The organism is Phyllobacterium sp. OV277, assembly GCF_900104355.1.
Lineage (GTDB): Bacteria > Pseudomonadota > Alphaproteobacteria > Rhizobiales > Rhizobiaceae > Phyllobacterium.
This window is the reverse complement of sequence record NZ_FNIY01000009.1, coordinates 113,672-136,828: the sequence shown is the minus strand read 5'-3', so window position 1 is coordinate 136,828 and position 23,157 is coordinate 113,672. Positions and strand designations below refer to the sequence as shown.

The 23,157-nt window shown below is 54.0% G+C and carries 32 protein-coding genes and 1 pseudogene; 20 read left to right on the top strand and 13 right to left on the bottom strand.

Annotated features, from left to right (window positions below; all coding sequences use genetic code 11):
* Nucleotides 1–2: 2 nt before the first annotated feature.
* From gatC to BLU05_RS26315, 11 genes are all read left to right on the top strand, one after another.
* Nucleotides 3–290, top strand: a complete 288-nt coding sequence (gatC, locus tag BLU05_RS21895; RefSeq protein ID WP_091884799.1) for an Asp-tRNA(Asn)/Glu-tRNA(Gln) amidotransferase subunit GatC — start codon at nt 3–5, stop codon at nt 288–290.
* A gap of 8 nt (nt 291–298) precedes the next feature.
* On the top strand, nt 299–781 hold the full coding sequence (locus BLU05_RS21890) for a GNAT family N-acetyltransferase (protein WP_091884796.1): 483 nt from the start codon (nt 299–301) through the stop codon (nt 779–781).
* 12 nt (nt 782–793) lie between these two features.
* Nucleotides 794–2,275 (top strand): Asp-tRNA(Asn)/Glu-tRNA(Gln) amidotransferase subunit GatA, encoded by a 1,482-nt coding sequence (gene gatA, locus BLU05_RS21885; RefSeq protein ID WP_091884793.1) that lies wholly within the window; start codon nt 794–796, stop codon nt 2,273–2,275.
* Complete coding sequence (locus BLU05_RS21880) at nt 2,266–2,745, top strand: GNAT family N-acetyltransferase (RefSeq protein WP_091884791.1); 480 nt, start codon at nt 2,266–2,268, stop codon at nt 2,743–2,745. Before gatA ends, BLU05_RS21880 begins: the two co-directional genes overlap by 10 nt.
* Before the next feature lie 9 nt (nt 2,746–2,754).
* Nucleotides 2,755–3,549 carry a YdcF family protein gene (locus BLU05_RS21875; protein ID WP_091884788.1) on the top strand — a complete coding sequence of 265 codons (795 nt, stop codon included), beginning with the start codon at nt 2,755–2,757 and terminating at the stop codon, nt 3,547–3,549.
* Nucleotides 3,549–4,727 carry a BaiN/RdsA family NAD(P)/FAD-dependent oxidoreductase gene (locus BLU05_RS21870; protein ID WP_091884897.1) on the top strand — a complete coding sequence of 393 codons (1,179 nt, stop codon included), beginning with the start codon at nt 3,549–3,551 and terminating at the stop codon, nt 4,725–4,727. Before BLU05_RS21875 ends, BLU05_RS21870 begins: the two co-directional genes overlap by 1 nt.
* A 9-nt stretch (nt 4,728–4,736) precedes the next feature.
* Nucleotides 4,737–5,480, top strand: coding sequence for a GNAT family N-acetyltransferase (locus tag BLU05_RS21865; protein WP_244518478.1), 744 nt, complete (start codon nt 4,737–4,739; stop codon nt 5,478–5,480).
* An 82-nt stretch (nt 5,481–5,562) separates the two neighbouring features.
* Complete coding sequence (locus BLU05_RS21860; RefSeq protein WP_091884786.1) at nt 5,563–5,928, top strand: GFA family protein; 366 nt, start codon at nt 5,563–5,565, stop codon at nt 5,926–5,928.
* A gap of 99 nt (nt 5,929–6,027) precedes the next feature.
* Nucleotides 6,028–6,207, top strand: coding sequence for a hypothetical protein (locus tag BLU05_RS21855; RefSeq protein WP_091884783.1), 180 nt, complete (start codon nt 6,028–6,030; stop codon nt 6,205–6,207).
* Nucleotides 6,208–6,404: 197 nt separating this feature from the next.
* Nucleotides 6,405–6,842, top strand: a complete 438-nt coding sequence (locus tag BLU05_RS21850; RefSeq protein ID WP_091884781.1) for a hypothetical protein — start codon at nt 6,405–6,407, stop codon at nt 6,840–6,842.
* Nucleotides 6,843–7,162: 320 nt separating this feature from the next.
* Nucleotides 7,163–7,300 carry a hypothetical protein gene (locus tag BLU05_RS26315; protein WP_175540707.1) on the top strand — a complete coding sequence of 46 codons (138 nt, stop codon included), beginning with the start codon at nt 7,163–7,165 and terminating at the stop codon, nt 7,298–7,300.
* A gap of 39 nt (nt 7,301–7,339) precedes the next feature.
* On the opposite strand, the gene BLU05_RS21845 is transcribed toward BLU05_RS26315, so the two are convergent.
* Nucleotides 7,340–8,872 (bottom strand): acyl-CoA carboxylase subunit beta, encoded by a 1,533-nt coding sequence (locus BLU05_RS21845; RefSeq protein ID WP_091884778.1) that lies wholly within the window; start codon nt 8,870–8,872, stop codon nt 7,340–7,342.
* Between the two features lie 178 nt (nt 8,873–9,050).
* Here BLU05_RS21845 and BLU05_RS21840 point away from each other — a divergent pair, with 178 nt between their 5' ends.
* The gene (locus tag BLU05_RS21840; protein WP_091884776.1) at nt 9,051–10,139 is read left to right on the top strand and encodes a YjgN family protein; all 1,089 of its coding nucleotides are present in this window, start codon (nt 9,051–9,053) and stop codon (nt 10,137–10,139) included.
* Nucleotides 10,129–11,190 carry a M48 family metallopeptidase gene (locus BLU05_RS21835; RefSeq protein ID WP_091884773.1) on the top strand — a complete coding sequence of 354 codons (1,062 nt, stop codon included), beginning with the start codon at nt 10,129–10,131 and terminating at the stop codon, nt 11,188–11,190. Before BLU05_RS21840 ends, BLU05_RS21835 begins: the two co-directional genes overlap by 11 nt.
* 44 nt (nt 11,191–11,234) lie before the next feature.
* On the opposite strand, the gene BLU05_RS21830 is transcribed toward BLU05_RS21835, so the two are convergent.
* From BLU05_RS21830 to BLU05_RS21795, 7 genes are all read right to left on the bottom strand, one after another.
* Nucleotides 11,235–11,870 (bottom strand): hypothetical protein, encoded by a 636-nt coding sequence (locus BLU05_RS21830; protein ID WP_091884771.1) that lies wholly within the window; start codon nt 11,868–11,870, stop codon nt 11,235–11,237.
* A complete protein-coding gene (locus BLU05_RS21825; protein ID WP_175540706.1) occupies nt 11,871–12,101 on the bottom strand; it encodes a helix-turn-helix domain-containing protein in 231 nt (76 codons plus the stop codon).
* Nucleotides 12,102–12,117: 16 nt separating this feature from the next.
* Nucleotides 12,118–12,354, bottom strand: coding sequence for a helix-turn-helix domain-containing protein (locus BLU05_RS21820; protein ID WP_091884768.1), 237 nt, complete (start codon nt 12,352–12,354; stop codon nt 12,118–12,120).
* Between the two features lie 79 nt (nt 12,355–12,433).
* The gene (locus tag BLU05_RS21815) at nt 12,434–12,763 is read right to left on the bottom strand and encodes a helix-turn-helix domain-containing protein (RefSeq protein ID WP_348271767.1); all 330 of its coding nucleotides are present in this window, start codon (nt 12,761–12,763) and stop codon (nt 12,434–12,436) included.
* 403 nt (nt 12,764–13,166) lie between these two features.
* Entirely contained in the window at nt 13,167–13,592 is a 426-nt protein-coding gene (locus BLU05_RS21805) for a BrnA antitoxin family protein (protein WP_091884763.1), read from the bottom strand.
* Complete coding sequence (locus tag BLU05_RS21800; RefSeq protein WP_091884760.1) at nt 13,589–13,837, bottom strand: BrnT family toxin; 249 nt, start codon at nt 13,835–13,837, stop codon at nt 13,589–13,591. The genes BLU05_RS21805 and BLU05_RS21800 overlap by 4 nt, the downstream gene beginning before the upstream one ends.
* A 112-nt stretch (nt 13,838–13,949) precedes the next feature.
* Complete coding sequence (locus BLU05_RS21795) at nt 13,950–14,390, bottom strand: VOC family protein (protein ID WP_091884886.1); 441 nt, start codon at nt 14,388–14,390, stop codon at nt 13,950–13,952.
* A gap of 267 nt (nt 14,391–14,657) precedes the next feature.
* On the opposite strand from BLU05_RS21795, the gene BLU05_RS21790 reads away from it, so the two are divergent.
* From BLU05_RS21790 to BLU05_RS21780, 3 genes are all read left to right on the top strand, one after another.
* Nucleotides 14,658–15,239 (top strand): cold-shock protein, encoded by a 582-nt coding sequence (locus BLU05_RS21790; protein ID WP_091884757.1) that lies wholly within the window; start codon nt 14,658–14,660, stop codon nt 15,237–15,239.
* A 106-nt stretch (nt 15,240–15,345) separates the two neighbouring features.
* Nucleotides 15,346–15,762 carry a DUF192 domain-containing protein gene (locus BLU05_RS21785; protein WP_348271769.1) on the top strand — a complete coding sequence of 139 codons (417 nt, stop codon included), beginning with the start codon at nt 15,346–15,348 and terminating at the stop codon, nt 15,760–15,762.
* Between the two features lie 216 nt (nt 15,763–15,978).
* On the top strand, nt 15,979–16,749 hold the full coding sequence (locus tag BLU05_RS21780) for an alpha/beta fold hydrolase (protein ID WP_175540705.1): 771 nt from the start codon (nt 15,979–15,981) through the stop codon (nt 16,747–16,749).
* A 3-nt stretch (nt 16,750–16,752) separates the two neighbouring features.
* Here BLU05_RS21780 and BLU05_RS21775 read toward each other — a convergent pair.
* A pseudogene (locus BLU05_RS21775) lies at nt 16,753–17,441 on the bottom strand (enoyl-CoA hydratase-related protein).
* 232 nt (nt 17,442–17,673) lie between these two features.
* Here BLU05_RS21775 and cysE point away from each other — a divergent pair.
* Together cysE and BLU05_RS21765 are read left to right on the top strand one after the other, a co-directional pair.
* The gene (gene cysE / locus BLU05_RS21770) at nt 17,674–18,498 is read left to right on the top strand and encodes a serine O-acetyltransferase (RefSeq protein WP_091884748.1); all 825 of its coding nucleotides are present in this window, start codon (nt 17,674–17,676) and stop codon (nt 18,496–18,498) included.
* 106 nt (nt 18,499–18,604) lie between these two features.
* Nucleotides 18,605–18,811: a DUF3126 family protein gene (locus BLU05_RS21765; protein ID WP_091884745.1), complete on the top strand. Its 207-nt coding sequence runs from the start codon at nt 18,605–18,607 to the stop codon at nt 18,809–18,811.
* Between the two features lie 43 nt (nt 18,812–18,854).
* On the opposite strand, the gene BLU05_RS21760 is transcribed toward BLU05_RS21765, so the two are convergent.
* Nucleotides 18,855–19,580, bottom strand: a complete 726-nt coding sequence (locus tag BLU05_RS21760) for a hypothetical protein (RefSeq protein ID WP_091884742.1) — start codon at nt 19,578–19,580, stop codon at nt 18,855–18,857.
* Between the two features lie 142 nt (nt 19,581–19,722).
* On the opposite strand from BLU05_RS21760, the gene BLU05_RS21755 reads away from it, so the two are divergent.
* Nucleotides 19,723–20,250: a gamma carbonic anhydrase family protein gene (locus tag BLU05_RS21755; protein ID WP_091884740.1), complete on the top strand. Its 528-nt coding sequence runs from the start codon at nt 19,723–19,725 to the stop codon at nt 20,248–20,250.
* A gap of 70 nt (nt 20,251–20,320) precedes the next feature.
* On the opposite strand, the gene BLU05_RS21750 is transcribed toward BLU05_RS21755, so the two are convergent.
* The gene (locus tag BLU05_RS21750; RefSeq protein WP_244518488.1) at nt 20,321–20,890 is read right to left on the bottom strand and encodes a transglutaminase-like cysteine peptidase; all 570 of its coding nucleotides are present in this window, start codon (nt 20,888–20,890) and stop codon (nt 20,321–20,323) included.
* Between the two features lie 391 nt (nt 20,891–21,281).
* Here BLU05_RS21750 and BLU05_RS21745 point away from each other — a divergent pair, with 391 nt between their 5' ends.
* Complete coding sequence (locus BLU05_RS21745; protein WP_091884735.1) at nt 21,282–21,743, top strand: cupin domain-containing protein; 462 nt, start codon at nt 21,282–21,284, stop codon at nt 21,741–21,743.
* A 6-nt stretch (nt 21,744–21,749) separates the two neighbouring features.
* Here the strand turns inward: BLU05_RS21745 and BLU05_RS21740 are convergent, their stop codons facing one another.
* Nucleotides 21,750–22,358, bottom strand: coding sequence for a PilZ domain-containing protein (locus tag BLU05_RS21740; RefSeq protein ID WP_091884732.1), 609 nt, complete (start codon nt 22,356–22,358; stop codon nt 21,750–21,752).
* A 102-nt stretch (nt 22,359–22,460) separates the two neighbouring features.
* Nucleotides 22,461–23,090, bottom strand: coding sequence for a PAS domain-containing protein (locus tag BLU05_RS21735; protein ID WP_091884730.1), 630 nt, complete (start codon nt 23,088–23,090; stop codon nt 22,461–22,463).
* Nucleotides 23,091–23,157: the final 67 nt, after the last annotated feature.

Below are 23,157 nucleotides of genomic sequence, written 5' to 3'. Positions count from 1 at the left end.
CAATGTCTGTCGATATTTCCACCGTCAAACGCGTCGCGCGTCTTGCCCGTATTGCTGTGAGCGAGGACGACGCAACGCGCATGACCGGCGAACTGAACGTTATCCTTGGTTTCGTCGAGCAATTGAACGAAGTGAACGTGGCCGGTGTCGAGCCGATGACCTCTGTCACCCCGATGGCCATGAAGAAGCGGCAGGATGTCGTCAATGATGGCAATAAGGCCGCCGACATCGTGGCAAATGCGCCGATCACGGAAGAAAACTTCTTCGTCGTTCCGAAAGTGGTGGAGTAGGCGCCGGTATGACGATCACGGTTGCCGTCGAGACGCCGCTGCAGGATGACGTCCGCGCACTTGTGGACGCGTTGAACGCGCATCTGCTGCCGCTGTCACCGGTCGAATTCCAGTTCAAAATGACCGTGGAACAGATGGCCGGTGAGGACACTACCGTTTTCATCGCCCGCGACCAAAATGGCCATGCCGTTGGCTGCGGCGCTTTGAAAGAGCATGATGGCCAAATCGGCGAGGTCAAGCGCATGTTTACCCTGCCGTCCGTGCGCGGCAAGCGGGTTGGTTCGATCCTTCTTGATGCCATAACCGGACTTGCCCGCGAAAAAGGTATGACACGTCTTGTTTTGGAAACAGGCGTTGGTTCGGGTTTTGATGCGGCATGGCGGCTTTATGAGCGTTCCGGCTTTACCCGCTGCGGCGTGCTTCTCGACTATCCGGATTCGGAACACAGTGCATTTTACGAAAAGCGGCTTGCGCTTACGCCAGCCCAATAAACAGGACTTGATATGACCGATCTGACCGCTCTCACCATTGCCGAGGCGCGCGACCAGCTGAAAGCCAAGGCGATCACCGCCACGGAGCTGACCAGTGCATATTTGAAGGCAATCGAGACCGCGAATGAGGCCCTGAATGCCTATATCACCGTCACGCCTGAAAAAGCGCTTGATATGGCAAAGGCTTCCGATGCCCGCCTGAGCGCCGGTAAAGGTGGAGCGCTTGAAGGTATTCCGCTTGGCATCAAGGACCTTTTTGGCACGGAAGGCATTCACACACAGGCCTGCTCGCACATTCTTGATGGCTTCAAGCCTCATTACGAATCGACGGTTACGTCGAACCTGTGGGCGGATGGCGCTGTCATGCTCGGCAAGCTCAACATGGATGAGTTTGCCATGGGCTCGTCCAACGAAAGCTCCTATTACGGCCCGGTGAAAAACCCATGGCGCGCAAATGGTTCGAACGCCGATCTCGTGCCCGGTGGCTCGTCTGGCGGCTCGGCTGCTGCGGTTGCAGCACATCTTTGCGCCGGGGCGACGGCCACCGATACGGGTGGTTCCATTCGCCAGCCTGCGGCTTTCACCGGCACTGTCGGTATCAAGCCGACCTATGGCCGCTGCTCGCGCTGGGGCATCGTTGCCTTCGCCTCGTCGCTGGATCAGGCCGGACCCATTGCCCGCGATGTGCGTGACGCGGCGATCCTGCTCAAATCCATGGCCTCGGTTGATTCCAAGGACACAACATCTGTCGATATTGCCGTGCCTGATTATGAATCGATCATCGGCAAGCCATTGACCGGGCTCAAGATCGGCATTCCCAAGGAATACCGCGTCGAGGGTATGCCCGAGGAAATCGAAAAGCTCTGGCAGCAGGGCATTGCGTGGCTGAAAGACGCTGGTGCATCCATCGTCGATATTTCCCTGCCGCATACCAAATACGCGCTGCCAGCCTATTACATCGTGGCTCCGGCAGAAGCCTCGTCAAATCTTGCCCGTTATGATGGCGTGCGCTACGGCCTGCGTGTTCCCGGTAAAGATATTGTCGATATGTACGAAAAGACCCGCGCCAGCGGCTTTGGCGATGAAGTGAAGCGCCGCATCATGATCGGCACCTATGTGCTGTCGGCTGGCTATTACGATGCCTATTATCTGCAGGCGCAAAAAGTTCGCACGCTGATCAAGAAGGATTTTGAGGATGTATTCCACGCGGGCGTGGATGCGATCCTGACCCCTGCGACACCCTCGGCGGCTTTCGGCATTGCCGATCAGGATTTGGCTGCTGATCCGGTGAAAATGTACCTCAATGACATTTTCACAGTCACCGTCAACATGGCTGGCCTTCCGGGCATTGCGGTTCCTGCCGGACTTGACAGCAAAGGCCTGCCGCTGGGCTTGCAGCTGATCGGGCGGCCATTTGACGAGGAAACCCTGTTCCAGACCGCTTGGGTCATCGAACAGGCCGCAGGCAAGTTCAACGCGCCGAAATGGTGGTAGTCAGGCCTGCCACGCAAGCCGACATCGCGGCGCTTGCCGCGGTCGGGATGCGTGCCTGGGCCTCGAACATCTTTTCCTTCGAACCCGAATTGCCCGGCATGCGCTCACATGTCGAGCGCGCCTATGAAGCCTTTGCCGAAGAGCATTTTACCAGCGTGCTGGTGGCTGAGGAGGGTGGCACTATCCTTGGTTGGGGAGCGCGCGACAAGAATGACGACTATATCTCGGATATGTGGGTTGACCCGGATTATCAGGGGCAAGGCATTGGCTTGCTCATTCTCAAGGCTCTGAAGGCTAAAATCGCTGCTGCCGGTTATTCCAGCGCCCGACTTGAAGCGCATGCGCGCAATGTCGGTGCCATACGCTTGTACGAACGCGAGGGGTTTCAGATCGTGCACCGAAGCCTCGAATGGTCGGAGAGCCTTGAGCGTGAGATTGAGAAAGTCAAAATGCTGGCGAATTTGACGTAAGGTTATTCAATGTTTTTCTTTGTTTCCAAAGTCTTCTGGTTTCTTGCTCAACCGCTGAATTTTTCCATTCTGCTGATGGCACTGGCGTTTTTCGCGGTTTGCTTCTCATGGCGCCGCATCGCCATGACCGCATCAGCTTTCTCATTTCTGATCCTTGGACTTGCCGCATGGAGTTCGCTTGGCGCACTGCTTATGCATCCACTGGAAGACCGGTTTCAACGTCCGTCACCGGCACCTGCTCATGTTGATGGTATTATCGTCCTTGGCGGCGGGTTTGAGGGCGGCGTTAATCTTGTGCGCGGCGGCTATGAACTCAATGCCAGTGGCGATCGTTTTGTCGAGACAGCCGTTCTGGCGCGCCGTTACCCCGACGCAAAGGTTGTGGTTACGGGCGGCGGTGGAACGCTGGTGCTTGAAGGTGAGGGTGATGGCGCCACGGCACCACGCCTGCTGACGGCGCTTGGCGTGTCCCAGGACCGGCTCATTCTGGAGAATGAATCGCGCGACACTTACGAAAACGCCCAATTCACCAAAAAGCTGCTTGATATCAAACCGGGCGAAACATGGCTGCTGGTAACATCGGCCTTCCACATGCCCCGTTCGGTCGGCCTTTTCCGCAAGGCGGGATTCAATGTGGTGCCATGGCCTGCTGATTATCGCACCTCCGGCATTGAATATCTCGGACCGGCACAGGATAATCCCTTGGATTCCCTGCAAAATCTCACCATTGTGGTGAAGGAATGGGTTGGGCTCTTCGCCTATTGGGCAACCGGCCGTACTGACGAATTGTTACCCTCGCCATGATGAAACAGGTGGACGTTCTCATCATCGGGGCCGGTGCTGCGGGCATGATGTGCGCGGTGGAAGCGGGTAAGCGTGGTCGCTCAGTGCTTATTGTGGACCATGCGAAAGCCCCCGGTGACAAAATCCGCATTTCCGGCGGTGGCCGCTGCAATTTCACCAATCTGAATGCCGCCCCGCAAAATTACATCAGCAAGAATCCGCATTTCTGCATTTCCGCATTGCGCCGCTATACCCAGCGCAATTTCATCGCTCTTGTCGACCGCTATGGCATTGCATGGCATGAAAAGACGCTGGGCCAGTTGTTTTGCGATGGCTCGGCGACGCAGATCATCAATCTGCTGGTCAAGGAAATGAAAGAGGCCGGTGCCGAGCTACGCTTGCAGACGGTTGTGGACTCTATCGAGGCGGTGACCGACGGCTATGTGGTCTCGCTCTCCGGGGAGCGTGTTCGTTGCACCTCGCTGGTTGTTGCCTGCGGCGGCAAATCCATTCCCAAAATGGGTGCAACAGGTTTTGGCTATGACATTGCAAAACAGTTCGGGCTGTCGCTGACAGAAACCCGTCCGGCGCTGGTGCCACTGACCTTTGATGAAAACACGCTTGTACCGCTGAAACCCCTGTCAGGCATATCCGTTGATGCGGTTGTCAGCCATGGCAAGACAAAGTTTGCCGAAGCAATGCTGTTTACCCATCGCGGTTTGAGCGGACCTTCCATCCTGCAAATCTCCTCCTATTGGCGGGAGGGTGACATGATCACGGTCGCCATGCTGCCGGGAACCAAGGTGTTTGAGGCACTGCGAGCCGCCCGCGCCCGCAATGGCCGTCAGGCGCTGCAAACCGCTTTATCGGAATTGCTGCCCAAAAGGCTTGCGCAACTGATTGCCGAAAACAGTGGAATACAAAACCATCTTGCCGATATCTCTGACAAGCAATTGCTCGGCGTCGAGAAGGCGATCAATGAATGGCAGGTCAAGCCCGCTGGCTCCGAAGGCTACCGGACGGCGGAAGTGACGCTTGGCGGGGTCGATACGGATGGCCTCGATCAAAAGACGATGGAAGCCAAATCCACCAAGGGGCTCTATTTCATCGGCGAAGTCGTTGATGTGACGGGGTGGCTTGGCGGTTACAATTTCCAGTGGGCCTGGTCATCGGGCTGGGTTGCAGGACAGGCGGTCTAGGAGAAGAACGTGACGGATGATCTGAATTGGCAAGTTGAGGAAGCCTGTTTCAATGCGTGGCCATCGCCAAGGCAGGTCATTCACGGCGGCTGGCTGATGCGGTTTTCCGGTGGCAGTATTCGCCGGGTCAATTCCGTCAATCCGCTGCGCGGCCCGCGTGCGGAACCGGCTGAAGTCATCGATGCTGCGGAAAAGCTTTATCAGTCGCTTGGCCGTGGCTTTATTTTCCGTGTTCCCAGCATTGCCAATGAAATGGAGTCTGATCTGGTGGAACGCGGCTATCGCTTTGAGGGCGGGAGTGCGGTGCTTTATTGCGATCTAAAACAGCGCAAGGCAGGAAGCGCTCCAGCCGCCGAGATTTGCCCCGAGATGACGCCGGGCTGGTTGCGTGAAAGCAAGCGCATATCCGGGTGGTCCGAAGAAGATCACAGTGCTTTTACCGCCATGGTTGCCTCTCTTGTCGTGCCCAAAGCCTTCACGTCAGTCACGATGGACGGCAAAATTGTTGCCAAGGCCTATGGTGCAATCAGCAATGGCCTGCTGGTGCTGGAATCCGTTGCCACCGACCCGGATTACCGTAAGCGCGGTCTCGGTCAGCGAGCCGTCGGGACTTTGCTCGACTGGGCGAAGGATGAAGGCGCAGCGGCAGCATGCCTACAGGTTCTTGCTGACAATCCGCCTGCCAGAGCGCTCTATGCTTCGCTGGGTTTTGACAGGGAACTCTATAGTTATCACTATCGTAGGAAGCCCTGAGTGATAATCGCTCCTGACAATATGCTGTCAGGAGTTGTCAGTTATACCTACTGACATTGGATCATCGATATGGGGGATAATGATGGGTATTCTGGCAAGCTGTCACTGCGGTGCAATCAAATTTGAAGTGAGCGAGGCTCCGGCCACGGCAACCGTGTGTACCTGCACCTTCTGCACAAAGCGCGGAACATTGTGGGCCTATTACACGCCCGATCAGGTCAAGCTGACCGTCACGCCTGAGGCGGATGCTGTCTACAATCGCAATGGTTTCAACAAGCATCACCATTGTAATGTTTGCGGTTGCGGCACCTATTCGCAGATTCCGTCGTGGACAGACTACAAGCCCGACTTTGAAAACCCGCGTATTTCCCTCAATATCCGCCTTTTCGACGATTTCGATATTGCTTCTGTGCCGACAGAAATCATAGACGGCAAGAATCTCTGGTAGGATTTGCTATTCGATTGCTTGATTTAGGGAATCCTGCTTCCTTGGTGGGAACAGCGTATCGGGAAACACGTTGTTCAAGTCATAGAGGGAGGTAAGGCCATGTGGATCAAACTGACCGACGTTAACGGCGATCTCATCACACTCAATTTTGCGCATGTCGTTTCGTTCAATCCTTACGGAACGGGCACGCATATTGTGACGACAACTGCCGGTCTGACCTTCTTCGTCAAGGAGACAATTGACCAGATCCAAAGCAAGGTCGGCATTGAGGCGACCTGAGCCGACCAGACAGAATTCAAAACAATGACAGTCATCCTCCGCGGTTAAAGCCGCCGCAGGATAGCGTGGCGTTCAGAATCGTTTTGCTGGGCCGCACCAGAGGCTGCTGTAACGATTTGGCTACCCTATCTTTCAGTTTGTCTTGCATTAAGCATCAACTACCTTACGCAGGGTGCAAATCCTGACATGGGGGAACGATGCAAACCGAAGAAGCCTTGATACAACCTCCGGCTCAATACCCAAAAAGCTTGGTGCCTTCGAACTACGTCGTGCTTCTCGTCGGCATGGTGATGTTCCCGTTTGCGATCTATGGGCTTTTCGCCGCGAAAGGACGCCGGTTGAGCGCCACCGGTTGGGAAAAAAGCCATTTTGAATTTCTCTACCGGACGTCAGTCGTCTCAACGATCGGTGTTATTGTCGGGATGCTTTTGGCAGCGATCATTATGTATCATTTTTCCGGCAACAGTGAACTCGATCACGCATATATAAGGATATGGTTCGCCCGGCTAGGTCAGGTCTATTACCTCCTTGGAGCGTGGGCGGTGATACGCAACATCAGGGGAATATATTTTGCCGGAGGCAGGCGGCCAATCGCCAATCCTGAGACTTATTGGGTGTGGCCTTCACATAGCTGATCAAGCGGGTAGGGTCAGACCAATGCTCTCGTGTTTTCGTTGAAATCGTATCTTCTACTGTTGTTTCAAAGTGTAATATTTGCGTGATATTTAAGGGTGGGGAACCTTTTTGCGATTTGTTAGTTTTATTCAAACGAGAGTCAAAATCGGATACAAATAGTGATTTGTTAAATCGGTTGAATTTTCCTATTGTCACAATGCATCCGAAATACAGACGCATGCTGAACAAGATTATTCTCTTAGTGAGGATAGTTAAACTTGAGGTGTGAACAATGCTATCAATAAATAACGAAACGTCGTCGCCATCTGAAGCACGCGTCATGAAATTACCTAAGGTTGCAGTGAAGTCGAGCGCAAAGCTTGTAAAGGCCGCCCCCAAAATGGCAGAGCCATGCGACAAGCGCACGATCTCGCAAATTCTTCGCGAATCCAGCGGCGGCTTCAGCTTCCGCCGCTAAATCTTCAAATTACTGTATACGAATACTGATATCCCGCCCTCAAAGCGGGATATTGTCATGTTTCTTCCAGGGATTTTCGAGATCCTTGTTGCGCAACATGCGCAGTGCCCGTGAAACCCGCTTGCGCGTGGAGTGGGGCATGATCACCTCATCGATATAACCGCGCTCGGCAGCCACGAACGGCGACAGGAATCGATCCTCGTAACGCTTCGTATGCGCTGCGATTTTCTCCGCATCGCCAATATCCTTGCGATAGATGATTTCCACCGCACCTTTGGCACCCATCACGGCAATCTGCGCCGAGGGCCAGGCATAGTTGATATCGCCGCGCAGATGCTTTGACGCCATAACGTCATAGGCACCGCCATAGGCCTTGCGCGTGATGATGGTGATTTTTGGTACTGTTGCCTCCGCATAGGCGAAGAGCAGCTTTGCGCCATGCTTGATCAGGCCGCCATATTCCTGCGCCGTGCCGGGAAGGAAACCCGGAACATCGACAAAGGTGACAATCGGAATGCTGAAGCAATCGCAGAATCGCACGAAGCGTGCTGCCTTGCGTGATGCATCGCTGTCGAGCACACCGGCCAGAACCATGGGCTGGTTGCCGACAATACCGACCGTGCGCCCTTCGACACGGCCAAAGCCGACAACGATATTCTTGGCAAAATTTTCCTGAATTTCGAAAAAATCAGCCTCATCCACGGTTTTGCGGATCAGTTCCTTGATGTCATAGGGCTTGTTGGCATTGTCAGGCACCAGCCGGTCGAGCGAATGGTCAGGCTCTTCCGTGCTCTGAAAGCACTCGATTTCAGGAATCTCAGCCGTGTTGGATGCCGGAAGGAAATCAATCAGACGGCGCATTTGTAACAGGGCCGCCACATCATTATCATAGGCGCCATCGGCAATCGACGATTTTGTCGTATGGATCGATGCGCCGCCGAGCTGCTCGGCTGTCACCGTCTCGTTGGTAACGGTTTTGACCACATCCGGCCCGGTGACAAACATATAGGATGTATCGCGCACCATGAAGATGAAATCAGTCATGGCAGGGGAATAGACGTCACCACCCGCGCATGGCCCCATGATCACCGAAATCTGCGGAATGACGCCGGAGGCAAGCACATTGCGCTGAAAGATTTCCGCATAGCCGCCAAGTGCCGCCACGCCTTCCTGAATGCGCGCGCCGCCCGCATCGTAAAGCCCGATGACAGGCGCGCGGTTGCGCAGCGCCATATCCTGAATTTTCTGCACCTTTTCCGCGTGCGCCTCGGAGAGAGAGCCGCCGAACACGGTAAAATCCTTGGCGAAGACGAAAACCGTGCGGCCGTTGATCGTGCCCCAGCCGGTGACAACGCCGTCGCCGGCAAACTTTGTATCTTCCATGCCGAAATCGGTCGAGCGGTGTTCGACAAACATGTCGAACTCTTCAAAGGAGCCTTCGTCGAGAAAGATATCGATGCGCTCGCGGGCGGTCAGCTTGCCGCGCTTGTGCTGGGCCTCGATCCGCGTCTTGCCGCCACCCTCGCGCGCAATGGTCCTGCGGCGCTCCAGCTCGATCAACACATCCTTCATGCCATCCTCCACATTGTGTCATTTCTGATATCAGGACAATCGGGCGGGTGAAAGCGCTTTGTCTGCGATATCAAATGTGAGTTTGTGGGAAATTTCGGCGGTACGATTGCTATCCCGCCTCAAGTCAGGCTAAGCAAGTTCTTGGGGTCCAGTTGGACAAAACTGTTTCGGGGGAAACATGGAAGGCTCACCGCAAAGTCATTTTGGCCGCCCGGCTGAATACACAGGTCATCGATTTTCCGGTAGTGCAAAGGAATATTTTGGCATCTGGATCGTCAATGTACTTCTGACGATTGTCACTCTCGGCATTTATTCTGCCTGGGCCAAGGTGCGGCGTAACCGCTATTTTTACGGCAATACCAAACTCGCAGATAGCTGGTTCGATTACCACGCCCGGCCAACGCAGATTTTGCTCGGCCGTATCATCGTCATCGGCTACCTCATCATCTACAACCTGTTGCTGCATTTCCTGCCAATCGCCGGTTTCATCCTGGCGCTTGTTTTCCTCATTGCGATTCCATGGCTGATCCTACGCGGCCTTCGCTTCACTGCGCGTGTAACGAGCTATCGCAATGTGCGTTTTGATTTCGTGGGCGGCTACTGGGGAGCGGTGCGCGCTTTTTTCCTGAGCAGTCTCGTGGCCGTGGTTACCTTCGGCATATTGGCACCAATCGCCAGCCGCTGGACGCTGCGCTACACACTTGGCAACCTGCGCTATGGTGGGAAGGCATTCTCGCCGGAGCCAACACTCGGCTCCCTCTATAGTGTGTGGATATTGCCAGCGATTCTGACTGTCTGTGGAGCCTTCCTTCTTTTCGTCGCCGCCACAATTTCATCAGGCTTAATGGCAGGATTGAATCCTGAGCATTTAGCGAACGGTACACCGCCAGACATCAGCACGATTTTGCTCGTTTACCTTGTGCTTCTACCTGTCGGCCTGATTTATTCAGCCATCGGCCTTCTTTATACGGCAGGCGTGCGCAACGTTGGCTTTAGCGCCACCACGTTTGACAGCCGTCACTATCTCTACTCGGACATGCCAAGATGGCGTTATGCCTGGGTGGTGATCTCCAATCTTCTCGTCACGCTCCTCACGCTTGGATTGATGCGGCCATGGGCTGCTGTCAGGCTCGCCCGATTCCATGCCGATTACACCGCTATTGTGTTTGATGGCGATGTCGGCGAAATCTTCTCCGATATCAAGGACACCGGCTCGGCCGTCGGGTCGGAATTCATGGATATAGAGGGCATCGATTTTGGCTTCTGACATCGGCAAAATAACGACTGGTCTCTGGTACCGCGAAGGTTCAAGTGCGGGCAGGGAGGCCAGTCTCATATTTGCCGATGATACAGTGTCTGTCGTTGCTGCGGATGGGACAGTTCTGTCCGCCGCCGCCTTCGCCAACATCGAGATCAGTGATCGGGTCGGCTCCATTCCGCGGCGGCTAACCTTTGCCGATCAGACCAATTTTCAGACATCTGATAATAACGCCATCGACAGGCTGGTTGCCTCGCAAAAAGGTAGCCGTGCCGGATGGGTCCATCGCGCGGAAGGTTTTCACCCGCGCCTGCTGCTGTTTGTTGTCCTGACAGTCATTTTCGCCTTCTCCATCTATCGCTTTGCTGTCCCAGCTCTGGTTGAGGTTGCAGTTCTGGTAACGCCGCCAGTTGTGCCGGAACTCATGTCCAAAGGCACGTTGCAAACGCTGGATACGACAGTCTTCTCGGCAAGCACCCTGCCGGATGACCAAAAAACCAAATTGCACGATGGCTTTGAGAAAATTGCGGCCAAGTCGGATCGTGGGGCAGGCGGTTTTGATCTGCAATTTCGCGAAGGCGGTGTTATCGGCCCCAATGCATTTGCGCTGCCCGATGGTACGGTCATCATCACCGATGAACTGATAAAACTCGCTGATGGCGATACGGAAATGCTTTTGGGCGTGCTTGCCCATGAAATCGGCCATGTGGAGCTAAAGCACAGTTTGCGCCAGCTTTACCGCGCGGCAGGCGTGACCGGGCTGATCATGCTGATCGGCGGTGATATTGGTGACAGTACCCATGACATTCTGGTGCAGGGCGGCGGCCTGCTGGCGCTGTCCTATTCCCGCGCCTATGAAAGTGCAGCCGACCGGCACAGCGTCGAGCTGATGTTGAAGGCGGGTTACGATCCGACCGCCATTTCACGTTTCTTTGCGATGGCTGAGGATAAGCTCAACGATCACAGCTCCACCAGCATTCTCGAAACCCACCCCGGCACGCCGGAACGCCGCCAAATGGTGCTTGATTACGCACAGGAATTGAAGGCGAAGGCGAATTAGAAACTGTGCTCGGTACAGTTGATGCAGAGGTCTCACGTTCGAAATCAGATCGAGATAGCCTTAAGATATTCGCGACCAGTGATCCGAATTGGATGTCTCCACGTGTTGGATTTTATGGCGTCTTCCGCACTTAAATGAGAGTAAACACTGTCGAGACTGGTTCTTCCGTCAATATCATTGATGATCTGGATGATGTCCGCTGTCACAATATAACGCTCGGCATCGCCGTCCACTATGAATGTAGAATCCAACTGGAAGAGAACAGATATTTTCCCCGCACAAATATTGAGCGCAATATCGTCTGCCAAAGCACCCAAATTTACGATAACTTCGTCCGGATTCCATAATTCGCCAAGTAGAAATTCTGACGGCTTCGTGTCTCCATTGAAGCCATCAAGGGCAAGCAGAATCTTGTCTGAAATGGCCTCAAAATCGCCCTCCAGCCCACCGGCATGTTCTATCTGAAACCATTGCATCGGATGAGGAGATTCAACTTCGAAAGAAATCTCGAGTTTATTGTAACCCCAATAGACGGGCACATCTTCAGTGTCGGGATGAAGAAAAAAGAAAGTGGGCACACCCAATGCCTCGGCCACGTCGATCAGTTTCATATCAGTGGAAAGCGGTCCGAGGATTCCGGTTTTAAGGAATTCCCGGAACGAAATAATCTGGTTTGTCATCTATTTAAGCCTCACACCCGGTCCGCCTTCAGCATGCTGACCATTGGAGAGAAACACAATCTTTTCCTGAAGCACCCGCATAATGGCTTCCAGATTATTGGTGACGGGTACGGAGCGGCCTGTTTCGAAATTGCGAACTGTCGACAAGCCCACCTTGGCAGCCTTGGCAAGATCATCCTGAGACATATTGGCGAGGGCGCGCGCCGCTCTGCATTGATCAGGGTTTATCAAGTTTCCCCCTGTTCCATCAATCTTTCCTCAGTCTTACACCGGGTTGCCCATGGTTCAGGAATTCGACGCCGGCTTCCTCAAGAACGCGCATAATTTTGTATATTTTGTCGAGCCCGCTTGTAAGTCCAGTCGCTCCCTTCTTTTCCATGGCGCTTATGGTGTTGATGTTCAGACCCGCACTTTTGGCGAGTGTTGTTTGATCCATATCAATAAGTGCGCGTGCGGCACGAAGCTGATTGCCAGTCGTGAGCAATGTTTTCTCCAACAATCGACATCAAACAACTGTCCCATAGCAATGCGTTGACGGCAATATAGACCTTAGACGTACCGATTTATCCTTCCGCGAGACGAACGCCGGGGCCGCCGGGAACCAATTCACCGCGAGCTTCAAAAATGACCCCTGCGGCTTCAAAAGCGCGTTTTATGACATCAAGCGTTGCGTGGCGCGGTTCAGCCGCACCGCTTTCGAACTGCCGCACGGTCACGACGCCGATATGGGCCGCGTCCGCAAGCTGTTGTTGAGACCATTGGAGAAGGGCGCGACCTGCGCGGCATTGGGCAGGGGAGATCAATTCGTCATTCTTTCCGAAGCCTGACGCCAGGACCGCTGGTCGATGGCTGCCCATCATCGAGTAGTTCCACACCAGCCTTGAAAAGCGCATTTCGTATTGCTTCCAGAGTGCCAATCCTGCCTTGGACGGCCTCTTTGCCTGATGCTTCGAAGTTGCGGATCGTGTTGATTCCAACTCTGGCCGCATCAGCAAGGGATTTTTGTCCCATACCTGCCAATGCACGCGCAGCTTTGATCTGGTTCCCAGTTGTCAGCAACGCGTTCTCCCATGCATCGGCCAACTGCGACTTTTTCATAACAGTCGATTGGCGGCAATATAGACCTAGGGAGTAGATGGACTCATCGGGCTGCGAAGCCTCACACCGGAAGCACCATCAATATTCTCTCCATCTGCGAGGAAAACAACTTTCTCCTGAAGCACCCGCGTTATCGCTTCTTGGACGCTGCGCGCAACGCACCGGCAGGGTAAACGAGACCAGACAAAGATTGCCGACCTATTTCACCTTTGCCTGTTTGAGCACTTCGTTGATACGGCTTTGCCAGCCTTTACCCGTCGCTTTGAACTTGGCGATCACATCCTGATCAACACGAAGCGTTATCTGCTTTTTGGGAGTATCGACGGGTGGACGCCCTCGGGCGCGCTGGATGCTTTCGTACAATTCGGGAAATGCGTCCTTGAAGGGCCGCGCACGCGTCAATTCTTCGTCCGTAAGAGGCCGCTCGATTTCCGGGTCGGGGCCAATCAATTCACTAGTCGCATCGTCAACCCACCAGCCGTCATCGTCCATATGAACGCCTCCGGCAGCTATGAGAGCCTGCATCTCCCGGTCATAGACTTCCCACCGACGCATCATTTCCGCATCGTCTTCGGGAGTCTGACCAAGATCTTTGGTGATGAAGCTGGGCCATTTTGCTGTCATGAACGGCTCCTTTCTTTCCGGCTTGCGTATCGCATGGAAATAACTGAAAGCGCTTCTGATCCGAGCAGTTTGAACACGACTGCGACGATGGTCTGTCCGTTGTAATCACCAATAGCTAAAAAACGGCCATTCCTGGCATTTTCAATGTGCGCATCCAGAAAGAACTCGATCAACAAATCGGCAAAGTCCAAGCCGTGCTTGGCGAGGTTCTGCTGGCGCTTTGGTTCATCCCATACGACCTTCATATAATGTAACTACATTATATGGGATGCACAAGGTATTGGGAGTTGTACCTAGATTGAGTGCCTGTGGTCAGCGCCGCCCCATCAGGAGCGGCGATGAACGACAATAGCAGAATTACCAGCTTCCGGTGTTCGGCATGGACAGCCACGGCTCCTGCGGCGGCAGGGCGGGACCTTTCTGGATGAGCTCGATGGAAATGCCGTCGGGCGAGCGGATGAAGGCCATATTGCCGTCACGCGGCGGGCGATTGATGGTAACGCCCTTGTCCTGCAGAGTCTGGCAGGTCTCATAGATGTTCTCGACGGCATAGGCGAGGTGGCCGAAATTGCGTCCGCCCGTATAGGTTTCCGGGTCCCAGTTGAATGTCAGTTCGAGTTCCGGTGCCCGTTCGGCGACTGCGCGACCCTTATCGTCAGGTGCCGCCAGAAAGATCAGCGTGAAGCGGCCTTTTTCATTTTCCGTACGCCTGATCTCCTCAAGGCCAAATTTATTGCAGTAAAAATCCAGCGATTCAGCGACATCGCGGACGCGGACCATTGTGTGAAGATAGCGCATCGTTTTCCCTTGGATGTTCGTCAGTGTGTGAAAGATTGGGGCAATCATCGGATTGCTCAGGCGAAACGCCTACGACTTTTTGGTAACATTATTTTGGTGGCTCCACAAATTAACGGTCTTGTGAAGGGCGGTTGACCGGGTGTTGAAGAGATTTGCACCTGTTTTTCAACAAAAACAGTCAGATGATACTTGCCCTCATCCATCGGACAGGTGTTATTCTGAATTAAGAGAATCAGTGTTTGGTTTCAGGAGAGGAGGGCTCGCTTCATGTCAGACAGACCAGTATCAGCCCAGCATTCCCCCGATGATGAACAATTGTCCGATGGCCTCGACCTCATCGAGGTTGCGGGCGCTATCAAATGGTTCGACGTCGCCAAGGGATATGGTTTTGTTGTCCCTGATAATTCTGATCTGCCGGATATTCTTCTGCATGTGACCTGCCTGCGCCGTGATGGCTTCCAGACTGCGCTTGAGGGTTCGCGCGTTGTTTGCGAGGTCAAGCAGGGCGAGCGCGGCATGCAGTGTTTTCGCGTGCTTTCCATGGACAGCTCCACCGCTGTTCACCCGACGGAACTGCCGCCGGTGCGCACACATGTCACTGTCACGCCTTCAAGCGGTCTGGAACGTGTTCTGGTCAAATGGTTCAACCGGACCAAGGGCTTTGGCTTCCTTACCCGCGGCGAAGGCACCGAGGATATTTTCATTCATATGGAAACCCTGCGCCGCTTCGGTCTGACCGAACTGCGTCCGGGACAGGTCGTGCTCATTCGCTTTGGCAATGGCGACAAGGGCCTGATGGCATCCGAGGTTCACCCCGATATCGGCACGCAACTGCCGGCATCCCATTAAAGATTTCCCGATGACACTATCGATCAGATTGTGCCGATCTCTCCTGATCGGCTTTTTTGTGCTTGCTTTTGCCGTATTGCCCGTGCGCGCAGCCGATCAGCAGCCGATGCATCTGGCAATCGATGCGGCACCGCTTGTCATCAACACCGCAAAGGGCGATGTGCCCTTTCAGGTTGAGGTGGCCGATACGGATGAAGAACGCGAGCGCGGCCTGATGTTCCGCACCGATCTGAAAGACAACAGCGCCATGCTGTTTGTGTTTGAGGAAAGCCGTCTGGTCACCATGTGGATGGAAAACACGCCTTCGGCACTCGACATGATTTTCCTCGATGAAAACGGGCGCGTCTCGGCTATTCGCGAAAATGCGGTACCGTTTTCTCGTGCCACGATTTCCTCAGGCGGTGCCGCGCGGTTCGTTATCGAAGTCAAAGCTGGCACGGCACGGCGATTGGGTGTTGCTGTTGGTGATAAGGTGCATCATCCTGCCATTGCTGCGGTTTGTGGAAAGTGTGCCAAGAAGTAGACTGCATAAACATTGTGCGTGGTTCGCCCTTCGACAGGCTCAGGATGAGGGGAGCTTTATTCTGCAATCTTTATGATCTGCAATTTCTGCGATTATCGTTGCATCCTCACTCTCCCTCATGGTGAGCTTGTCGAACCACGAACCACGAACCACGACCACATTCAAACCCATGAACTTGTATCCCAGCAAAAACCCTCTTACTTTTGCACCAAATCAATGAGTACCCACCCTATGAAATTCTTTGAAAATGCTGGAGTAAAACTCGCTTATATTGATGAAGGCGAGGGCGAACCGATCCTGCTCATCCATGGCTTTGCCTCATCGCATTTTTACAATTGGGTTCAACCGGGTTGGGTTCCGACGCTGACGGCCGCTGGCTACCGGGCGATTGCCATTGACAATCGTGGTCATGGCCAATCCGATAAGCCGCACGAAAAATCACTGTATACGCCGACACTGATGGCGGGTGACGCTGCTGCGTTGCTCAAGCATCTCGGTATCAAAAAAGCCCATGTGATGGGCTATTCCATGGGTGCGCGCATTACCGCCTTTCTGGCCTTGGAACATCCGGAACTGGTGCATGATGTTATCTTTGGCGGGCTTGGCATTGGCATGGTCGAAGGCGCCGGTGACTGGAATCCCATTGCCGAGGCACTGCTGGCTGATGACGCTGAATCAGTGACGCATCCGCGCGGAAAAATGTTCCGCATGTTTGCTGACAAAACCAAAAGCGACAAGATTGCGCTGGCCGCCTGTGTGATCACCTCCAAGGAGGAAATCAGCGAAGCCAATATGGCGCGCATCACCCAGCCTGCACTGGTTGCCGTGGGAACGAAGGATGATATTGGCGGCAGTCCGCATAAGCTCGCGGCCCTGATGCCGCATGGCGAGGCCATCGATATCCCAAACCGCGATCATATGCTTGCGGTGGGCGACAAGGTATTCAAGGAAGCCGTGGTTAAATTCCTCAAGGAACACCCGCTTTAACGGTTATGTGCCGTTGAAACGCGGCTTGCGTTTTTCGCGAAAGGCCGCGCGTCCCTCGGCATAATCGAGACTTTCGAATGTCATGTCACCCAGACGGTCCGCCTGATCGAGATCGGCAGGTTCGCGTGTGATGGATGCGCGGATCGCCTGTTTGGATGCCTTGATGCTGAGCGGTGCATTGCCGCTTATCTCCGCAGAGATCGCTGATACGCGCTCGTCAAGTTGTCCAGCGTTGGTGATCTCAAGCAGAAAGCCACTTTTGAACGCCGTTTCCGCATTGATAACAGCGCCGGTAAAAGTGAGAAAGCGTGCCATTTGCGGACCAACAGCCTCGACAATATCGCCATTGCCTGACGCGGATAGGCAAGGCCGAGCTTTGCCGGTGGAACGCAAAATCGTGCATCATCCGTTGCCAGTCTGAGGTCGCAAGCCGCTGCAATACCGAATGCACCACCAAAGCAGATGCCGCGAATGGCTGCTATGCTGGGTTTGGAAAACTTGCGAACAGCTTCAAAAGCTTGGACATTCTGCGTTTCATAAAGGCGCGCTGTCTGCGCATCTTTGCGCACCGTTTCAAATTCGCTGATATCAGCACCGGCAGAAAAATCGCTTCCCACGCCCTCAAAAACCACAACGCGCACGTCAGGATTGCCGTCCAAATGAGCCATGAGTTGCGGCAATGCAGCCCACATCGCGGCAGTGATGGCGTTTTTTCTGGCGGGCCTGTCGAAGAAAATGGTAGCGGTATAGTCCGAATGCGTGAAATGCAGACCCTCTGGCAGTGCCGGATGATGTTCAGACAAGTCGATCATATCTTCAATTTTTCTTGGGGCCAGAGTTCAGGAATTTGAAGTGTCAGAATATCATTTTTGCCGTATGCTAGGGGATGAAGCAAGAATATTGGCTGATTGCCTGGAGTAGGACATGTCCGCAAGCAACCCGATGAAATTGGCCGGTTCAGTCAAGCAGATGGACCCGATTTGGCTTTCCATCCGCGCCGAAGCCGAAGAGACGATCCGTCAGGAGCCTCTTCTTGCCACGTTCCTTTACACCACGATTCTCAACCACCAGTCGCTGGAACAGGCGGTTATTCACCGCATTTCGCAGCGGCTTGATCATCCGGATGTGGAATCGGAACTGCTGCGCCAGACATTTACCGCGATGATGGAAGCGACGCCCGGCTGGTCGCAAATCCTGCGCGTCGACATTCAGGCTGTTTATGACCGCGATCCCGCCTGCACCCGGTTCATCGAACCGATCCTCTATTTCAAGGGATTTCAGGCAATCCAGACGCACCGGCTGGCGCATTGGCTGTGGAATGAGGGCCGCAAGGATTTTGCGCTCTATCTGCAGAGCCGCTCTTCCTCGGTTTTCCAGGTGGATATTCATCCCGCCGTGCCTATGGGGCAGGGTGTGTTCTTCGACCATGCCACCGGCATTGTTGTGGGGATGACTGCCGTTATTGAAGACAATGTGTCGATCCTTCAGGGCGTAACGCTTGGCGGTACGGGCAAGGAAACCGGCGATCGCCATCCAAAGATTCGCCATGGCGTTCTTATTGGCGCTGGCGCCAACATCCTTGGCAATATTGAAATCGGCCATTGCTCAAAAGTCGCTTCCGGTTCCGTGGTGTTGAAACCCGTTCCGCATAATGTCACCGTCGCCGGGGTTCCCGCCCGCGTCGTTGGCGAAGCCGGCTGTACGGAACCGTCCCGCGCCATGGACCAGCTTGTCACCAATTTCGACTGAAGCAGAGACTTCAGCTGCCAGAAACGACAACACCGGCCCTTTACAGGGCCGGTTATCGCATGCCACAAGCCCGCTTCCAGATTATCTATTCGACAGGAGAAACCGCGTGAAACCCGAAGAACTGAAAAAACTCGACAGCTATTTCAAGCGCACATTCAGAAACACGGACCTCACGGTAAAGGCGCGTCCACGCAAGGACGACTCAGCTGAACTCTATCTTGGCGATGAATTTCTCGGCCTGATCTACAAGGATGAAGATGAGGGCGAACTGTCCTACAACTTCTCCATGGCTATTCTCGACATGGATCTCTGACGGCAAAACGCTGTGAAGAGAGGAAGTGCCGCCCTTCGTGGCGTCACTTCGGTGTTTTAAGATGACCTTGCGCAAAGCTTAGGACCTTCTGGTCCAATTCCTGCCAGATCGCGAGAAATTCGCGCGGAAAACGGTAGGTCAACTGCAAATCCTCACCAATGAAGATATCGCGCTGGCACGATGCCAGATTGGCTTTTGATGTTTCCTCGTCGAGACAGCGGGCAACAAACAATTCGCGATTTTTGCTTTGGGATGAGGTGACAAGCTGTTCGCTCACGAAGCCACTTGTTGTCAGGAAATTCTGGATGGTTAGTCCAGATGGGCCTTTGATGCCGGGACCATCGGTCAGCGTGCTATAGATCGGGCCATAGCGGCCTGACATGTCGCGGGATGTGGCGCGTGGCTCGAAGGTCAAGAACAGCAGTGTTTTTGTCTCACCTGCGCCATTGAAATCCTTGATAAATGTTGGCTGATAACCCTGCATATCGGGCCAGTGCAGATAGAGATCGACCCTTTGGGCCACCCCGTCGCCGCGCTGCGCCCGGAAGCGGATGGCATTGGCAGGCAATTCAAGCACACTATTGCCGATAACAATCTCGTGCGGCGTCGTATCTTCCGTATGTCCGCCAAGCGAAATGGTATGGCCGAAATAATGCCCGGCCGCCGCCAGGGCTGCGGTGATGAGCGCAAGAGCGATGACGCCATAGAAGATGCGTTGCAGAAAAGGGCTGCCGGTTATCGGTTCCACGCGCTGTGCAGAGGTTTGCATCGCTCTTCCGGTCCTGTTGGCAGCTTTTGAAGCTGCCTGAGATCGGGAGAAGATTAGCGGCAAAGTGCTGATTTATGGTTAATCGTCTGTGAAGAATGCATTTGGGTGGCTAAGCTGGCATCAGCGAATCTCAGGAGGATTTATGCCCATATATACGCTTGATGGCCACGCGCCCGAATTTGAACACCGGGAGTCAAACTGGATCGCGCCCGATGCCGTATTGGTTGGCAGGATTTTCCTTGGCGAGAATGCCGGCATCTGGTTTGGGTCGGTTTTGCGCGGCGATAATGAACCCATCCATGTTGGCCGCAACACCAATGTGCAGGAGCACACGGTGATGCATACGGATATGGGCTATCCGCTGACAATCGGCGAGGGCTGCACCATCGGCCACCGCGCCATGCTGCATGGCTGCACCATTGGCGAAAATACATTGATTGGCATGGGTGCCATTATTCTCAACGGCGCGAAGATCGGCAAAAACTCGCTGGTGGGAGCCGGTGCGCTTGTGATGGAACGCAAAGAATTTCCCGATAATTCGCTGATCGTCGGCTCGCCCGCCCGTGTTATTCGCACTTTGGATGATGCGGCCATTGAGCAGCTCAGACTCTCGGCAGCCCATTATGTCGAAAACGGCAAGCGCTTCATGCGCGGCATGGAGCCAATCTGATCTGTGGGCTTCATGAAAAAGCCAGCTCCGTTGCCGGAACTGGCTTATCATGAAAGCGGGTGTGTAAATCCTACTGCGCGATACTGCCAACGAGAACCTGTCGGTCGTCACTGATCGAAACCCATGCGCCTGTGTTGTAGATCGACTGGCGCTTCAGATAGTCATAGGTCGTTTCGTTCCATGGCTTGATCTGCGCTTCCAGATTGTCGAGCACATAGTCACCGCGATCCGTGCGCACGGTAAGAACTGCGTGGCCTTCGCCATTCATCTGCCGGACAACAGTGATGAGCAGTGAATTAACGGGCAGGCCGCGCTCAATCAGCATCTTGCGCTTGAGCAGAACATAATCCTCACAATCGCCGACAGTGGTTGGATAGGACCAGACTTCAGCCTTGCCCCAGATTTCCATATCGGTTTCCGGCTTTATCTGCGTATTCACAGTGGTGTTGATCTGAACCAGCTGTGCCCAGACCTTTGGGGTCAATGTTACAGGCGTATCGCTGATGCTTTTGATGCGGCATTCATCCTGATAGATCTGGCAAAAATCATAATGACCGATCGGCTGCGATGTACGCCCGCCGGTTTGCATCACTGTTGCCGAAGACCGTACCGGTCCTGCCTGTACAGTCATGGTCATCATAAGAAGGGCTGCGCCCGCTAAAATCATGCTTTTTATCATTACCGTCGTCTCCCGGTTAAGGCGAGAATGGCATGGAGACATTGACCAGCCGGTAAATAGAAGAAATAAATGTGAGAAAAATAAGTAGTAAAAAATAAACTATTGAGCGTTTGCAAAGTATTATTAAATATTACCATTTTATTTAAAGTAAGAATACGTGAAGATGTACAAAGTATATAGGGGTTAAGGTTCTGTTTTTCCGAATAAAGTGTGATTGACAATCACTTAAAGCTGCATCGCCCACATTCGGCCAAAATGTATGCTTTTAGTAACCAAGACGGAAGGTAGTGATGGAATGTTCTTAAGGGCGGCTTTCGTTTAACGTGCGGGTTCGCAAAGGAGGAGCCGTTCCATGCCCAAGATCGATCTTGCCACCGTGCCTGTCCGTCCTGGTTCAGGTTATCCGCCGCCTTTCGATGCACCCTGCGCCGCACGGACGCGGCGGCGTCTTGGCGATGCGGGTGGTCTGAGTGATTTCGGCGTTAATCTGATGACATTACCGGCAGGCAGTTGGTCGAGCCAGCGTCATTGGCATAGCCACGAGGACGAGTTTGTCTATATCCTTGAGGGCGAAGTGACGCTTATCGAAGATGGCGGCGAAACGATATTGAAAGCAGGCGACTGCGCAACGTTTGCCAAAAACACCGGTAATGGCCATCACATGATCAACAGATCGTCGGCTATGGCTGTTTATCTCGAGGTGGGCTCACGCAACCCGCAAGACCTTATCACCTGTTCCGATATTGATATGATGAGCGCCAGTTCCGATGGGCGGTTCGTCCACAAGGACGGTACGCCCTATACCGGCTCCTGAAGCCGTCTAGTTCTCGAAGGCGATTTCGATTGTTTCGCGGCTTTGGACGTTTGCGAACTCAATCGCGATCCCTTCTTCGAAATGGCGCACGACACGTCCGCGCATGGAACCCAGAACAACCTGACTGTTCAGGGCAGGGCGCATGCGGATTTCGACGGCGGCACCTGAAATCGACAGATCGATGATACGGCAGGGATATTCGCGGCCATCGGACATGCCAAGCATGGAAATCGGATTGCTTGGCGCAATGCGCTGATGGCGCCGGTCCTCGGGCATATCAAGTTCATGCTTGTTGGCAAGCCAGGTCAGCTGCGCCGCGATCTTGTTCTTCTTGCGGTCTGAAGCAATGAGCGCAAGCAGGAAGCCGCCACTGACCAGACGCTCCACATGACCCTCAACCCGGCCGATATGATCGATATAGGCGATGATACGCTCGCCGGTGCTTGCCATAACTTCCGTGGTGAAGAGGGCATCGCCCGGCGACATCTCGTCGATCTGGCAGACATGCTCGGTGCGGTCTTCCAGCATGAAGCGGCCATAAAGCTCCACCTTCACGCGATGAAACTTTCCCATGGCGCCGATAGTCGGATTTGTATCGTCACGGGTCAGATGCATGAAGTGTATCCGGGAGGCTAAAATGGATTTCGATCAATCCAGATTAGAACACAAGTCTTAACGGCGAGGTAACAGGGTAAGGATTTATTAGAGTTTGCCGACCTAATCGGGGATTTTCCCACCGTCGAAAACCATGAGATGCCTCACCCGGCGGCTGCCATTGGGGGCAGGCAACAGCCTGTTCGCCACCACAAGTCTGTGGTCTTCCTGTAATGGATGATTGACCGGCACAACAGTTGACTGAAGCGGGTCGACCATGGATATCGACCGGAGACTGTTCTCGATGATCGCATCGGATTCCAGCCAGAACGGTTTACCCGCGGCGGTTATCATGCCGAGGAGATGCCGTTCATTCACCTCGTTTGCCAGCGGCAGGAGAATGAGATTGAACAGCATTTTGCGGCCACGGCTGCTTTTGCCCTCATAGGTGGACTGGACGACGGTCTTGGTTGTCAGGCTGCTGGAGATGATCCGTGCAATGACTGATTTGTCCTTGGTCTGCCAGATTGAGGTAAATGTCTGGCCTTTAAGTTCACGTCCATAGATCGAGCAGATGCGCGTTCCTGCCAACCGGAAGCGTGCTTCAGATGCCCCGCTGGCGCGCAGGATGAACGTGTCGGACAGGCGCGAGCGGATGAGGGCAGGTGATATTTCCCGCCGCTCCGGTGCTGCGCGGGTTCCGCGCAGATCGTTCCAATAGGCGAAAAGCTCGCTCGCTCCATCATGCCGCATATGATGCTTCCGGTTGAGGGTTGAGACCCGCTGGTTTCTAATTCTGCATGGAGAGTGTGTTTAACCA

Coding starts and splice junctions, on each gene's coding strand:
- gatC (WP_091884799.1), top strand. CDS start 3: ATGTCTGTCGATATTTCCACCGTCAAACGCGTCGCGCGTCTTGCCCGT.
- BLU05_RS21890 (WP_091884796.1), top strand. CDS start 299: ATGACGATCACGGTTGCCGTCGAGACGCCGCTGCAGGATGACGTCCGC.
- gatA (WP_091884793.1), top strand. CDS start 794: ATGACCGATCTGACCGCTCTCACCATTGCCGAGGCGCGCGACCAGCTG.
- BLU05_RS21880 (WP_091884791.1), top strand. CDS start 2,266: ATGGTGGTAGTCAGGCCTGCCACGCAAGCCGACATCGCGGCGCTTGCC.
- BLU05_RS21875 (WP_091884788.1), top strand. CDS start 2,755: ATGTTTTTCTTTGTTTCCAAAGTCTTCTGGTTTCTTGCTCAACCGCTG.
- BLU05_RS21870 (WP_091884897.1), top strand. CDS start 3,549: ATGAAACAGGTGGACGTTCTCATCATCGGGGCCGGTGCTGCGGGCATG.
- BLU05_RS21860 (WP_091884786.1), top strand. CDS start 5,563: ATGGGTATTCTGGCAAGCTGTCACTGCGGTGCAATCAAATTTGAAGTG.
- BLU05_RS21855 (WP_091884783.1), top strand. CDS start 6,028: ATGTGGATCAAACTGACCGACGTTAACGGCGATCTCATCACACTCAAT.
- BLU05_RS21850 (WP_091884781.1), top strand. CDS start 6,405: ATGCAAACCGAAGAAGCCTTGATACAACCTCCGGCTCAATACCCAAAA.
- BLU05_RS26315 (WP_175540707.1), top strand. CDS start 7,163: ATGAAATTACCTAAGGTTGCAGTGAAGTCGAGCGCAAAGCTTGTAAAG.
- BLU05_RS21845 (WP_091884778.1), bottom strand. CDS start 8,872: ATGAAGGATGTGTTGATCGAGCTGGAGCGCCGCAGGACCATTGCGCGC.
- BLU05_RS21840 (WP_091884776.1), top strand. CDS start 9,051: ATGGAAGGCTCACCGCAAAGTCATTTTGGCCGCCCGGCTGAATACACA.
- BLU05_RS21830 (WP_091884771.1), bottom strand. CDS start 11,870: ATGACAAACCAGATTATTTCGTTCCGGGAATTCCTTAAAACCGGAATC.
- BLU05_RS21815 (WP_348271767.1), bottom strand. CDS start 12,763: ATGCGCTTTTCAAGGCTGGTGTGGAACTACTCGATGATGGGCAGCCAT.
- BLU05_RS21805 (WP_091884763.1), bottom strand. CDS start 13,592: ATGACAGCAAAATGGCCCAGCTTCATCACCAAAGATCTTGGTCAGACT.
- BLU05_RS21800 (WP_091884760.1), bottom strand. CDS start 13,837: ATGAAGGTCGTATGGGATGAACCAAAGCGCCAGCAGAACCTCGCCAAG.
- BLU05_RS21795 (WP_091884886.1), bottom strand. CDS start 14,390: ATGCGCTATCTTCACACAATGGTCCGCGTCCGCGATGTCGCTGAATCG.
- BLU05_RS21790 (WP_091884757.1), top strand. CDS start 14,658: ATGTCAGACAGACCAGTATCAGCCCAGCATTCCCCCGATGATGAACAA.
- BLU05_RS21785 (WP_348271769.1), top strand. CDS start 15,346: ATGCATCTGGCAATCGATGCGGCACCGCTTGTCATCAACACCGCAAAG.
- BLU05_RS21780 (WP_175540705.1), top strand. CDS start 15,979: ATGAGTACCCACCCTATGAAATTCTTTGAAAATGCTGGAGTAAAACTC.
- cysE (WP_091884748.1), top strand. CDS start 17,674: ATGTCCGCAAGCAACCCGATGAAATTGGCCGGTTCAGTCAAGCAGATG.
- BLU05_RS21760 (WP_091884742.1), bottom strand. CDS start 19,580: ATGCAAACCTCTGCACAGCGCGTGGAACCGATAACCGGCAGCCCTTTT.
- BLU05_RS21755 (WP_091884740.1), top strand. CDS start 19,723: ATGCCCATATATACGCTTGATGGCCACGCGCCCGAATTTGAACACCGG.
- BLU05_RS21750 (WP_244518488.1), bottom strand. CDS start 20,890: ATGATGACCATGACTGTACAGGCAGGACCGGTACGGTCTTCGGCAACA.
- BLU05_RS21745 (WP_091884735.1), top strand. CDS start 21,282: ATGCCCAAGATCGATCTTGCCACCGTGCCTGTCCGTCCTGGTTCAGGT.
- BLU05_RS21740 (WP_091884732.1), bottom strand. CDS start 22,358: ATGCATCTGACCCGTGACGATACAAATCCGACTATCGGCGCCATGGGA.
- BLU05_RS21735 (WP_091884730.1), bottom strand. CDS start 23,090: ATGCGGCATGATGGAGCGAGCGAGCTTTTCGCCTATTGGAACGATCTG.